General features: G+C 51.4%; 9 protein-coding genes. 5 read left to right on the top strand and 4 right to left on the bottom strand.

From position 1 onward, the window contains the following. The first annotated feature begins 195 nt into the window (after nucleotides 1-195). Nucleotides 196-1,347, top strand: a complete 1,152-nt coding sequence (locus HFD94_RS00685) for an MFS transporter (protein ID WP_010254932.1) — start codon at nucleotides 196-198, stop codon at nucleotides 1,345-1,347. Between the two features lie 53 nt (nucleotides 1,348-1,400). Here the strand turns inward: HFD94_RS00685 and pflA are convergent, their stop codons facing one another. The 4 genes from pflA to ycaO all read right to left on the bottom strand — a co-directional run bounded on the left by pflA (nucleotide 1,401) and on the right by ycaO (nucleotide 7,657). Further along, nucleotides 1,401-2,141, bottom strand: a complete 741-nt coding sequence (pflA, locus tag HFD94_RS00680) for a pyruvate formate lyase 1-activating protein (RefSeq protein WP_010669755.1) — start codon at nucleotides 2,139-2,141, stop codon at nucleotides 1,401-1,403. Between the two features lie 164 nt (nucleotides 2,142-2,305). Then, nucleotides 2,306-4,588 (bottom strand): formate C-acetyltransferase, encoded by a 2,283-nt coding sequence (gene pflB / locus HFD94_RS00675; protein ID WP_010254936.1) that lies wholly within the window; start codon nucleotides 4,586-4,588, stop codon nucleotides 2,306-2,308. 71 nt (nucleotides 4,589-4,659) lie between these two features. Next, complete coding sequence (gene focA, locus HFD94_RS00670; RefSeq protein ID WP_010254939.1) at nucleotides 4,660-5,520, bottom strand: formate transporter FocA; 861 nt, start codon at nucleotides 5,518-5,520, stop codon at nucleotides 4,660-4,662. Nucleotides 5,521-5,893: 373 nt separating this feature from the next. Continuing rightward, nucleotides 5,894-7,657, bottom strand: a complete 1,764-nt coding sequence (gene ycaO / locus HFD94_RS00665) for a 30S ribosomal protein S12 methylthiotransferase accessory factor YcaO (RefSeq protein ID WP_010254940.1) — start codon at nucleotides 7,655-7,657, stop codon at nucleotides 5,894-5,896. A gap of 326 nt (nucleotides 7,658-7,983) precedes the next feature. On the opposite strand from ycaO, the gene serC reads away from it, so the two are divergent. The 4 genes from serC to rpsA all read left to right on the top strand — a co-directional run bounded on the left by serC (nucleotide 7,984) and on the right by rpsA (nucleotide 13,105). Continuing rightward, nucleotides 7,984-9,069: a 3-phosphoserine/phosphohydroxythreonine transaminase gene (gene serC, locus HFD94_RS00660; RefSeq protein WP_010669757.1), complete on the top strand. Its 1,086-nt coding sequence runs from the start codon at nucleotides 7,984-7,986 to the stop codon at nucleotides 9,067-9,069. Between the two features lie 82 nt (nucleotides 9,070-9,151). Next, the gene (gene aroA / locus HFD94_RS00655) at nucleotides 9,152-10,438 is read left to right on the top strand and encodes a 3-phosphoshikimate 1-carboxyvinyltransferase (RefSeq protein WP_010254943.1); all 1,287 of its coding nucleotides are present in this window, start codon (nucleotides 9,152-9,154) and stop codon (nucleotides 10,436-10,438) included. A 198-nt stretch (nucleotides 10,439-10,636) separates the two neighbouring features. Next, nucleotides 10,637-11,323: a (d)CMP kinase gene (cmk, locus tag HFD94_RS00650; RefSeq protein ID WP_010254946.1), complete on the top strand. Its 687-nt coding sequence runs from the start codon at nucleotides 10,637-10,639 to the stop codon at nucleotides 11,321-11,323. Nucleotides 11,324-11,431: 108 nt separating this feature from the next. Next, on the top strand, nucleotides 11,432-13,105 hold the full coding sequence (rpsA, locus tag HFD94_RS00645) for a 30S ribosomal protein S1 (RefSeq protein ID WP_003849352.1): 1,674 nt from the start codon (nucleotides 11,432-11,434) through the stop codon (nucleotides 13,103-13,105). Nucleotides 13,106-13,121 lie beyond the last annotated feature (16 nt).

The following is a 13,121-nucleotide window of genomic DNA, read 5'->3' as shown; positions in this document are numbered from 1 at the left end:
TGGCTAAAAACCTAATTTTTCATAGAGATAGCATTTAGCGACCTGCCGCTTCTTACGAATGTAACCCACTGAAGATTAGTAAATTAAATTGTCGCACAGCAAAATGTGCTGCCGTTAAAATTCGCCCATTGACTTTAAAAAGGCCAGTGGCAAACTGCGCGCAATTTCCTTCATTTGCTCTGGTTTCTATCCCCTATGTCAACCTGGTCACGCCCCGTGATATTGCTGCTTTGCGGCCTGATGTTAATGACTGTCGCAATTGCCGTGCTGAATACGCTCGTTCCACTGTGGCTGACGCATGACTTACTGACAACCTGGCAGGTGGGCATCGTAAGCTCCTCCTATTACACCGGTAACCTCGCAGGGACTCTGCTGGCTGGCTGGTTAATCAGGCATTACGGCTTCAACCGCAGCTACTACCTGGCTACCTTGATGTTTGCCGTCGCGACTCTGTGCCTGGCGATGATGTCGGGTTTCTGGGCATGGAGTTCAATGCGTTTCATCGCCGGTGTCGGCTGTGCGCTGATGTGGGTGGTGGTCGAGAGCGCACTTCTGTGCAGCGGAACGGTACGTAATCGGGGACAGCTGCTGGCGGCCTATATGGTTGTCTATTACATCGGCACCGTGACAGGCCAGTTGCTGGTCAGCAAACTGTCTACGGAATTACTCAGCGTGATTCCGTGGGTGACGTCGCTGGTCTTCTGCGCCGTGCTGCCACTGGTCTTTACTCGCGTCTCCGCCAGCGGTGAAGCGACAGAAGCCGCTCCGGCCCGCATCTGGCCGATGCTGCGTCGCCGTAGCTCACGTCTGGGCATCAATGGCTGCATTATCTCTGGCATCCTTCTGGGCTCGCTTTATGGCCTGATGCCGCTTTACCTGTCACATCAGGGAATGAGTGATGCCAATGTGGGTTACTGGATGGCGTTGCTGGTCAGCGCAGGCATTGTGGGCCAGTGGCCCATTGGCCGTCTGGCCGATCGTTTTGGTCGCATGCTGGTGCTGCGAGTTCAGGTCTTTGTGGTTATCCTGGGTGCGATGGCCATGTTAACCAATGCCGCGATGGCACCAGCGCTATTTGTTCTGGGGCTGGCAGGCTTCACACTCTATCCGGTGGCGATGTCCTGGGCTTGCGAGACGGTCGCACATCATGAACTGGTAGCGATGAATCAGGCACTGCTGATGAGTTATACCGTGGGCAGTCTGGCTGGACCGGCAATGACCTCTGTTCTGATGCAGAATTATTCTGACCAGCTGCTGTTCGTGATGATCGCTGCTGTGGCGCTGATTTATCTGGTGATGCTGCTGCGCAAAGCGAATCATCAGGCTACGCCAGTGGCACATGCCTGATCGCTGAACAGCAAAAAGGGAGCGTTAAGCTCCCTTTTTTTGTGGCAGATTCTTCAGTACATCACTTCGTGGCCATAGCTGGCGAGAATGTTTTTCACGCGATCCATTGTCTCTTTGCTCGGTGGCTTCACCCCGTCCAGCTTGTACTCTTCACCCATCGCAATCCATTTATGCTTACCCAGCTCATGATAGGGCAGCAATTCAATCTTCTCAACGTTCTCCATGTCACGCGTGAATTCACCCAAGCGATGCGCGGTGTCATCATCGTCGGAATAGCCGGGCACCACGACAAAACGGATCCATGTCCGTTTGCCTTTTTTCTGCAGGTAACGGGCAAAGTCCAGCGTACGGTGATTAGAGACACCCACCAGAATCTGATGCACATCATCATTCATCTGTTTCAGGTCGAGCATCACTAAGTCGGTAACGTCGAGCAGTTCATCGATCACCGGATCATAGCGGCGTACGAAGCCGTTGGTGTCGAGACAGGTATGAATACCTTCGGCCTTACAGGCACGGAACCAGTCGCGCACAAATTCAGCCTGAAGAATGGCTTCACCGCCTGAGGCCGTGACGCCGCCACCAGAGGCGTTCATAAAATGGCGATAGGAGAGTACATCCGCCATCAGCGCTTCGACGCTGATCTCTTTGCCCCCGTGCGTATCCCAGGTGTCGCGGTTGTGACAGTAGAGGCAGCGCATCAGGCAGCCCTGGAAGAAGGTGATAAAACGGATACCGGGACCATCGACGGTGCCGCAGGATTCAAATGAGTGGATACGACCGTTAACTGACATTGCGATGTTTTCTCCAGTAAGTCTGCCGGGACAGACGGCGCAATCTCTGTTGCGCTCAGGGCAGGAAATCGATTCTGGTGGGAACCTTGATGGAGATGACCACCAGAACAGACTTTTAATTAAAAGGCTCCGCGAGGAGCCTTTTTTATCAGGTAGAGCAGTAATTACAGTGACTTAGTGAAGGTTCGGGTAATCACATCCTGCTGCTGCTCTTTAGTCAGTGAGTTAAAGCGCACAGCGTAACCGGAAACGCGAATGGTCAGTTGCGGATATTTCTCTGGATGTTCCATCGCATCCAGCAGCATTTCACGGTTCATAACGTTAACGTTGAGGTGCTGACCGCCTTCGATGCTGGCTTCGTGATGGAAGTAACCATCCATCAGACCGGCAAGGTTGGTTTTCCGCACGTTATCATCTTTACCCAGCGCGTTTGGTACGATTGAGAAGGTATAAGAGATACCATCTTTCGCGTAGGCAAACGGCAGTTTCGCGACGGAAGTCAGTGAGGCAACTGCACCTTTCTGGTCACGACCATGCATCGGGTTAGCACCTGGTCCAAACGGTGCGCCAGCGCGACGTCCATCTGGTGTGTTACCGGTTTTCTTACCATATACCACGTTCGAAGTAATGGTCAGAACAGACTGCGTCGGCACGGCATTACGATAGGTGTTCAGCTGCTGAATTTTCTTCATGAAGCGTTCAACCAGATCGCAGGCCAGGTCATCTACCCGTGAGTCGTTGTTACCGAACTGCGGATATTCGCCTTCAATATCGAAGTCGATGGCCAGACCATCTTCGTCACGAATTGGTTTCACTTTGGCATATTTAATGGCTGAAAGTGAATCCGCAGCGACGGAGAGACCCGCGATACCACAGGCCATGGTGCGGTAGACATCCCGATCATGTAAGGCCATCAGTGCCGCTTCGTAGCTGTATTTATCATGCATGTAGTGAATGATGTTCAGCGAAGTCACATACTGTTTTGCCAGCCAGTCCATGAAGTGATCCATACGCTCCATGACGGTGTCGAAATCCAGTACGTCGTCGCTGATTTTGTCGCCTTTCGGTCCAACCTGCATTTTCAGCTTTTCATCCACGCCGCCGTTGATTGCGTAGAGCAGCGTTTTCGCCAGGTTGGCACGTGCGCCAAAGAACTGCATTTGTTTGCCGACAATCATCGGGCTCACGCAGCAGGCGATTGCGTAGTCATCATTGTCGAAATCAGCACGCATCAGGTCATCGTTCTCATACTGCAAAGATGAGGTATCGATAGAGACTTTAGCGGCATATTTTTTGAAATTAATCGGCAGTTTTTCTGACCACAGGATGGTCATGTTCGGCTCAGGTGAAGGACCCATGGTGTAGAGGGTATTCAGGAAGCGGAACGTACTTTTTGAGACCAGAGTACGGCCATCAACGCCCATACCTGCCAGGGATTCCGTTGCCCAGATTGGGTCACCTGAGAACAGCTCATCATATTCAGGTGTGCGCAGGAAGCGAACCATGCGCAGTTTCATCACCAGATGGTCAATCAGTTCCTGAGCCTGCTCTTCAGTCAGTTTACCGGCTTTAAGGTCACGTTCGATGTAAACATCAAGGAAGGTTGAGACGCGGCCAAATGACATGGCAGCACCGTTTTGTGATTTAACTGCAGCCAGGTAGCCATAGTAAGTCCACTGGACTGCTTCAACCGCATTGGTAGCCGGACCGGAGATGTCATGGCCATATTTTGCTGCCATCTCTTTAATCTGGGCCAGCGCATGATGCTGGTCAGAAATCTCTTCACGCAGACGAATAGTCGCTTCCAGATTAACGCCATTCTCTAAATCTTCCTGCAGTGAGGCAAACTGAGCGAATTTATCTGCCATCAGGAAATCGATGCCGTACAGCGCCACACGACGATAGTCACCGATAATACGGCCACGGCCATAAGCATCAGGAAGGCCGGTCAGGATACCTGATTTACGGCAGCGCAAAATGTCCGGGGTATAAACATCGAACACGCCCTGGTTGTGCGTTTTGCGGTATTCGGTGAAGATTTTTTTCAGTGAAGGGTCGAGTTCACGGCCATACACTTTGCATGACCCTTCGACCATTTTGATGCCGCCATAAGGAATGATGGCGCGTTTTAATGGCGCTTCGGTCTGCAGACCAACAATTTTTTCCAGTGGCTTAATGATGTAACCCGCGTCGTGCGAGGTGATGGTTGAGGCGAGATCGGTGTCGAAGTCGACTGGCGCGTGGGTGCGGTTCTCAATTTTGATGCCTTCCAGCACGCTTTCCCACAGTTTGGTGGTCGCTTCGGTGGCACCCGCCAGGAATGACTCGTCACCTTCATATGGGGTGTAGTTTTTCTGAATGAAGTCGCGCACATTGACGCTATTCTGCCATTCGCCTTCAGCAAATCCTTCCCATGCTGAAGCCAGTTTTGCATTAAGTTCGGTCATAATATACCTGCCTTATATGAGGAGACTTTACGGTCGGGCACAGCCAACTTCCTGTGCCGTCAAAAATGCGGTTAATGAACCTGGTCACCTTTACGGAGATAGATAACCCAGTAGGTCAACCCAACCAGAACGCCGCCGCCGATAATGTTTCCGATGGTCACGGGAATCAGGTTGTCGATAATAAAGTTACTGAGGGTCAGCGAGTGAAACTGTGCCGCTGTGGTGCCAGCTGCCTGCCAGAATTCAGGTGTCGCGAAGTCACGAATAGCAATGGCATAGGGTATAAGAAACATGTTGGCGATACTGTGTTCGAAACCGCTTGCGACAAACATCGCAACAGGCAGAATCATCACGACCAGCTTATCGGTCAGGGTGCGGCCTGAGTAACTCATCCAGACGGCGAGACAGACCAGCAGATTGGCCAATGTACCCAGACAAACCGCCTCTATGAAGGTGTGATGCATCTTGTGGTCGGCGGTTTGCAGGACATTCAATCCCCAGGCACCATTCGCGACCATGTGCTGTCCGGCAAACCACATCAGGGCGACAAAGAAGAGTGCACCTGCAAGGTTACCGGCGTAGACGTTAATCCAGTTGCGGGCCAGCTGGCCCCAGCTGATACGGCCACTGGCTTTGGCGACAACGATTAATACAGTAGAGGTAAAAAGGTCAGCACCACATACCACGACCAGCATTAAGCCAAGTGAAAAGCAGATACCTCCAATCAGTTTGGCTATGCCATAGGGCATCGCGCCGCTACCGGTGGTTGCTGTAATATAAAAAACGAATGCGATTGAGATAAATACGCCGGCGTTTATTGCCAGAAAGAAGGTCGTAAAAGGATGTTTGGTTGCTTTATAGATACCCGCGTCTTCGGCCACTTTCGCCATCGCGGCGGGTAATAAAAGATTAAAAGGGTTGTCAGTTTTCACACTAACTTACTCCTGAAGTTGTCTGAAAAAATACTAACAAAGGAGTATAGGTCAGTAATTGATATGGATCATGTTTGCCAGGGTGGTAACCCACTGGTCGCAAATTAATAAGAAAATAATGAGTTAACTAACTGAATATAATCAAATAAATTTATTTTAAAAATACAAAAATATTTTAATATAAAGTGATGCGCCACTTTTTTTGTTCAGGCTGTGTTATTAATTAATGGCTTATATGTTAATTAAAATGATGTGATGTAATGGGAAGGAATTTTAAAGTAGCTAATGTTTCATAGAGAAAGTGGGGAAGGATGGCACCAGATAAATCCAGTGCCATGGTTAACCGTCTGCTTTCAGTCTGACGCGTCAGGGCTTACGCGTTTTTCCAGTAGTGACGTTTGGCGTTTTGCAGTTTTTCGTAGGCGGCAAGCAGCGACTGATGGGCCGGGAAGGCCTGCAGTTCATCATCAACAGCCTGAAGGCCGTTAAACGGATTCTCACCACTGATCGCGGCGGAGGCTGCTTCCATTGCGCTCTCACCATACATCCGCAGGAAAGCGTGATGATACTGCAATGGATCACGCTCATCTTCCATAGCCAGTAACAGCAGGGTCTGCAGGCAACGATAGTAGTTAGCGCGCTCTGGCGTAAAGATTGAGCTGTTAAACTCCATCGTCCATTCTGTCCAGATCAATGCCTGATCCAGATCGCCGCCCGCCAGCGCCAGCATCGCTTTTAATTCGCCAACACGCAGCGTGTACCAGCCATTGTCTTTACCGGTCGCCAGACCCAGCAGCTCACGAACGCGGGTGAAGTCATCAAAGCCTTCATCATCAAGCTGTCCAATCAGATCCAGATACTCTTCCGGATTCCAGTTGCTGTCAGGCAGGGCCAGCAGGGTTTCACGCATGCCCGCTCCCATGCTGTTGTTCGCCAGGAACAGATCTTCTGCCGGATAGATATCAGACATGCCTGGCACGATGATGCGGCAGGCATAGACACCCAGATGCTCGTAGTCTGCAATATAGACTTCCTGATCTTCCGAGGCGAAGATTGCCATCAGCGTGGCGAATTCCTGTTCGGTGCTGCCCGCGAATGACCAGTCGACAAAAGGATAATCCGCAGTTTCTTTAAACAGATCCCAGGAGATCAGGCCGCTTGAATCGATGAAGTGTGTTTCAAGGTTGGCATGCTCAGCCACTTCTTCGTCATCAAAGGTCGGTGGAGTAAACACATCCAGATCTTTGAGGCTTCGGCCCTGCAGCAACTCGGTAACGGTACGCTCCAGCGCCACACCGAAATCAGGGTGAGCACCAAATGAGGCAAAACAGGTTCCGTTGGTTGGGTTAAACAGCACCACGCAGATAACCGGATATTTACCGCCGAGAGAGGCGTCATAAGCGAAAATCGGGAAGCCTTCCGCTTCAAGACGTGCAATGGCCTCGATCACCTCAGGATAACGCTGCATCACGTCATCAGGAATCGCAGGCAGGCTGATCGCTTCAGCAATAATGCGGTTTTTAATATAGCGCTCAAACACTTCAGACAGCCCCTGAACACGCGCTTCATTCGCGGTATTACCTGCCGACATGCCGTTTGAGACATAGAGGTTGCCGATAATATTCATCGGGATATAGACAGTCTGCTGGTCGGACTGACGGGTAAAGGGCAGGGCGCAGATACCACGTTCAGTATTCCCGGACTGCAGATCGATCAGGCCGGAAGCCGTCAGGGCATTATCGGGATCGTAAAATGCGCGCAGGCGTGGATCCAGAATACCTTCAGGTAAGGACTCATCATCAGGTAACGCAAACCATTTTTCATTGGGATAGTGAACAAAATCGCCGTTAGCGATCTTTTTTCCCAGCCAGAAGTCAGCAAAAAAATAGTTAGTTGAGAGACGCTCGAAATACTCGCCAAGCGCGGAGGCCAGCGCCGCTTTTTTACTGGCGCCCTTGCCGTTGGTAAAACAGAGCGGGCAATCGCGGTCGCGGATATGCACTGACCAGACATGGGGGACAGGATTCAGCCAGGATGCTTCTTCAATGTTAAAGCCAAGATCCTGCAGCTTGTTCTGGAAACGCGCAATGGAGTCTTCCAGTGCGGCATCTTTGCCCGGGATAAATGTTTGCGTCATAGTGCCGCTCTCTCAGTTGTCATAGGGTGCGTAAAGCGCGCAATGATACGGATTTTGCTAACAGACCGCTATCAGGGCGGGACATTTTTACCGGCTTACTTTACCGGCTTAGTTTTCATCACTTTCGCTCTAAGGCCAAACGCGGATTAATGGCGCTGGATAAAGCCTCACAAAATTCCGTGCAGATTTGCATTGGTAACATAACCTCCGGCGAGCCAGATTCAGAAAATGTGACCGCTCCCTGATTTATGATTGCAGCTATCAGAATGCAGTGATAAAACCGGATGGTTATTCATAACCGTTCGATATGACAGTGGTGAGGGGAAATGACGCAAGTTTATAATTTTAGCTCTGGCCCGGCGATGCTACCGGTTGAAGTGCTTCGTCGTGCAGAACAGGAACTGACGAACTGGCGCGGTCTGGGTACCTCTGTAATGGAGATCAGTCACCGCAGTAAAGAGTTTATTCAGGTGGCTGAAGAAGCGGAGCAGGACTTCCGTGATCTGCTAAAAATACCGTCGAATTACAAAGTTTTATTCTGTCATGGCGGGGCGCGTGCGCAGTTCGCTGCCGTACCGGGAAATCTCCTGGGTAAAGCGACCAGTGCCGACTATGTTGATGGCGGTTACTGGGCGCATAGCGCAATAAAAGAAGCGGAAAAGTATTGTTCCCCACGCACGCTGGATGTCAAAACAACGCGCGACGGTAAACGAGCCATCCTGCCAATGAGCGAATGGGAGGTGAGTGAGACGTCCGCTTACCTGCATTTCTGCCCGAATGAAACCATTGATGGCATCGCGATTGACGAACAGCCCGACTTTGGCAGTAAAACCGTTGTTGCTGATTTCTCATCCACCATTCTGTCACGCCCTATCGATGTGAGTCGTTACGGTGTGATTTATGCGGGTGCGCAGAAAAATGTGGGCCCGGCCGGATTAACGCTGGTTGTCGTTCGCGAAGATCTGCTGGGTCAGGCACACGCCTCTGTGCCCTCAATCCTCGATTACAAAGTGCTGGCCGATAACGATTCGATGTTTAACACCCCGCCGACTTTTGCGTGGTATCTCTCAGGGCTGGTGTTTAAATGGCTGAAAGAGAAGGGCGGTGTGGCTGAAATTGATCGTATCAATCAGGCAAAATCTGACCTGCTTTATGGCGTAATCGATCACAGTGGCTTCTATCGTAATGATGTGGCAACAGAAAACCGCTCACGCATGAACATTCCTTTCCAGCTGGCCGATGCTTCACTCGATGCGCTGTTCCTGGAAGAGTCGTTTAAGGCGGGATTACACGCGCTTAAAGGCCATCGTGTAGTAGGCGGTATGCGCGCCTCTATTTATAATGCGATGCCGCTGGAAGGTGTGAAGGCCCTGACCGATTTCATGGTCGATTTTGAACGCCGTCACGGCTGATTATTAAGATATCAGCATTGATGCTGATGCCAGACCTCGTCACACGGCGAGGTCTCTGTATTTTTTGAGGATTTCGTTTCACATGCAGGACTCCCTGACTCTCCAACCGATTGCGCGCGTCAACGGCACGGTAAATCTGCCCGGCTCAAAGAGCGTTTCCAATCGTGCATTGCTGCTGGCTGCTCTGGCTAAAGGTACAACCCGTCTTACCAACCTGCTCGACAGCGACGACGTTAAGCACATGCTGAATGCGCTGACCGCGCTTGGTGTAAGCTATACGCTTTCCAGCGATCGCACCCTGTGTGAAGTGACGGGAAATGCCGGGCCACTGCACGCATCTCAACCGCTGTCACTGTTTCTGGGCAATGCCGGAACCGCAATGCGTCCGCTGGCCGCGGCGCTTTGTCTGGGCCAGCACGATATCGAACTGACCGGCGAACCCCGCATGAAAGAGCGTCCAATCGGGCATCTGGTTGACGCACTTCGTCAGGGCGGAGCAACCATTGAGTACCTGGAAAACGAAAACTATCCGCCGCTGCGTTTACGCGGTGGTTTTACCGGGGGTGAAGTCAGTGTGGATGGCAGCGTTTCCAGCCAGTTCCTGACCGCGCTGCTGATGACCGCGCCGCTGGCACAGCAGGATACCTGTATCACCATCAAAGGTGATTTGGTGTCGAAACCTTACATCGATATTACCCTTAATCTGATGCAGTGCTTTGGCGTCGAGGTTGAGAATCAGAACTATCAACGCTTCCTGATCAAGGGACAGCAACAGTATCAGTCGCCGGGTGATTACCTGGTTGAAGGCGATGCCTCTTCCGCTTCCTATTTCCTGGCCGCTGCCGCCATTAAAGGCGGAACGGTTCGCGTCACCGGGATTGGACGCCAGAGTGTGCAGGGTGACATCCGGTTTGCTGACGTGCTGGAAAAGATGGGCGCGACGATTGAGTGGGGCGATGATTACATTGCCTGTACGGCCGGAAAACTGCAGGCCATCGATATGGACATGAACCATATTCCGGATGCTGCAATGACCATCGCGACTACGGCGCTATTTGCAGAGGGCACCACCCGGTTACGCAATATTTATAACTGGCGGGTAAAAGAGACCGATCGACTGAGCGCAATGGCCACAGAGCTGCGTAAAGTCGGGGCAGAAGTCGAAGAGGGTCATGACTACATCCGCATTACGCCGCCAGCGACGCTGATTCATGCGGATATTGGCACCTACAATGACCACCGCATGGCGATGTGTTTCTCTCTGGTTGCTCTTTCTGATACCCCGGTGACCATTCTCGATCCTGGCTGTACTGCAAAAACCTTCCCGGACTATTTCGTTCAACTGGCTAAAATCAGCCAGAGCGCCTGATATCTCCCTTTCCGGTGCGGTTCGCACCGGAACTCCCCTGATTTTATCTGGCTGTAACAGGCCAGAGATCCTCTGAATTGACTAAGATTACGAACCTGATCAGTGCGAAAGGGTAACCAAGCCGTGCTATGCAGCGTATAATGCTAGTCATTAATGGTGACCGAAAGGTCAGGAAGCACGCAGCAACAGGAGGGAATAATGACAGTAACTGCCCCGGTCATAACTATTGATGGGCCAAGTGGAGCGGGAAAGGGAACCCTGTGCAAAGCGATGGCGGAATCGCTGCAGTGGCATCTGCTGGACTCCGGTGCTATTTATCGCGTGCTGGCGTTGGCCGCATTGCATCATCAGGTGGAGATTGAATCTGAAGAAGCGCTGGTGCCGATTGCCGCTCACCTGGATGTGCGCTTTGTGTCACAAAATGGTGAAATGCAGGTCATACTTGAAGGTGAAGATGTCACCGGTGAAATCCGTACTCAGGAGGTCAGCAACACTGCTTCTCGTGTTGCCGCTTTTCCCCGGGTACGCGAAGCATTATTGCGCCGCCAGCGCGGTTTCCGCGAGATGCCTGGCCTGATTGCTGATGGCCGTGATATGGGCACCGTGGTTTTTCCGGATGCGCCAGTGAAAATTTTCCTTGATGCCAGCCCGGAAGAGCGTGCTCAGCGCCGTATGCTACAGTTGCAGGATAATGGCTTTAATGTTAACTTTGACCGCCTTTTAGCCGAGATAAAAGAACGCGACGACCGCGATCGTAATCGCGCAATTGCGCCTTTAGTAGCCGCTGGCGATGCACTGGTTCTGGACTCTACCGAGATGTCTATCGATCAAGTCATTGAAAAAGCGCTACAATATGCCCGCGAGAAGCTGGGTATTACGGCTTAACTGAATCTACCACCCTGTACCATGGATCCGGTGCCGGGCATGTGAAACAACCCCATCCGACATGAAGTCAGATGGACGTTAAATTGAAGAATCCTGAAGATTATCAATATGACTGAATCTTTTGCTCAACTATTTGAAGAATCCTTAAAAACAATCGAAACCCGCCCGGGTTCTATCGTTCGTGGCATCGTCGTTTCTATCGACAAAGATGTCGTTCTGGTTGATGCGGGTCTGAAATCTGAATCTGCAATTCCTGCAGAGCAGTTCAAGAACGCAGCCGGCGAACTGGAAATCCAGGTAGGCGACGAAGTTGATGTTGCTCTGGATGCAGTGGAAGACGGCTTCGGTGAAACCCTGCTGTCCCGTGAGAAAGCTAAGCGCCATGAAGCATGGATCACGCTGGAGAAAGCTTACGAAGACGCTGAAACTGTTACCGGTGTTATCAACGGCAAAGTTAAAGGCGGCTTCACAGTTGAGCTCAACGGTATCCGTGCGTTCCTGCCAGGTTCACTGGTAGATGTGCGTCCGGTGCGCGATACGCTGCACCTGGAAGGCAAAGAGCTTGAATTCAAAGTGATCAAGCTGGATCAGAAACGCAACAACGTCGTGGTTTCACGTCGTGCGGTTATCGAATCCGAAAACAGCGCAGAGCGCGATCAGCTGCTGGAAAACCTGCAGGAAGGCATGGAAGTCAAAGGTATCGTTAAGAACCTGACTGACTACGGTGCATTCGTTGATCTGGGCGGCGTTGATGGCCTGCTGCACATCACTGACATGGCATGGAAACGCGTTAAGCATCCAAGCGAAATCGTCAACGTGGGCGACGAAATCACCGTTAAGGTGCTGAAGTTCGACCGCGAGCGTACCCGTGTTTCTCTGGGTCTGAAGCAGCTGGGCGAAGATCCATGGGTTGCTATCGCTAAACGCTATCCGGAAGGCACTCGCCTGACCGGTCGTGTTACCAACCTGACTGATTACGGCTGCTTCGTGGAAATCGAAGAAGGCGTTGAAGGTCTGGTACACGTGTCTGAAATGGACTGGACCAACAAAAACATCCATCCGTCTAAAGTTGTTAACGTAGGCGACGTGGTTGAAGTTATGGTTCTGGACATTGACGAAGAGCGTCGTCGTATCTCCCTGGGTCTGAAGCAGTGTAAATCTAACCCATGGCAGCTGTTCGCTGAGACGCACAACAAAGGCGATCGTGTTGAAGGTAAAATCAAGTCAATCACTGACTTCGGTATCTTCATCGGCCTGGATGGCGGCATCGACGGTCTGGTTCACCTGTCTGACATCTCCTGGAACGCGACTGGCGAAGAAGCCGTTCGTGAGTACAAAAAAGGCGACGAAATCGCTGCCGTTGTACTGCAGGTTGATGCAGAGCGCGAGCGTATCTCTCTGGGCGTTAAACAGCTGGCAGAAGATCCGTTCAACAACTACATCACTTTGAACAAGAAAGGTGCCATCGTCACCGGTAAAGTGACTGCAGTTGATGCTAAAGGTGCTACAGTTGAATTAGCAGACGGCGTTGAGGGTTACCTGCGCGCTTCTGAAGCTTCACTGGACCGCATTGAAGATGCAACTCTGGTTCTGAACGTTGGCGACGACGTTGAAGCTAAGTTCACCGGCGTTGATCGTAAAAACCGTGTCGTAAGCCTGTCTGTCCGTGCGAAAGACCAGGCTGATGAGAAAGAAGCTATCAATACTGTTAACACCAAACAGGAAGAAGGCAATTTCTCTAGCGCTATGGCTGAAGCGTTCAAAGCGGCTAAAGGCGAGTAATCGGCCTGAAGCACCG

This window comes from Pantoea sp. EKM20T (genome assembly GCF_011800485.1).
Classification (GTDB): domain Bacteria; phylum Pseudomonadota; class Gammaproteobacteria; order Enterobacterales; family Enterobacteriaceae; genus Pantoea; species Pantoea agglomerans.
This window is presented reverse-complemented; position numbering and strand designations above follow the sequence as displayed.

Bases quoted from the DNA above. Each gene is read 5' to 3' on its own strand.
- HFD94_RS00685 (WP_010254932.1), top strand. From the start codon at position 196: ATGTCAACCTGGTCACGCCCCGTGATATTGCTGCTTTGCGGCCTGATG.
- pflA (WP_010669755.1), bottom strand. From the start codon at position 2,141: ATGTCAGTTAACGGTCGTATCCACTCATTTGAATCCTGCGGCACCGTC.
- pflB (WP_010254936.1), bottom strand. From the start codon at position 4,588: ATGACCGAACTTAATGCAAAACTGGCTTCAGCATGGGAAGGATTTGCT.
- ycaO (WP_010254940.1), bottom strand. From the start codon at position 7,657: ATGACGCAAACATTTATCCCGGGCAAAGATGCCGCACTGGAAGACTCC.
- serC (WP_010669757.1), top strand. From the start codon at position 7,984: ATGACGCAAGTTTATAATTTTAGCTCTGGCCCGGCGATGCTACCGGTT.
- aroA (WP_010254943.1), top strand. From the start codon at position 9,152: ATGCAGGACTCCCTGACTCTCCAACCGATTGCGCGCGTCAACGGCACG.
- cmk (WP_010254946.1), top strand. From the start codon at position 10,637: ATGACAGTAACTGCCCCGGTCATAACTATTGATGGGCCAAGTGGAGCG.
- rpsA (WP_003849352.1), top strand. From the start codon at position 11,432: ATGACTGAATCTTTTGCTCAACTATTTGAAGAATCCTTAAAAACAATC.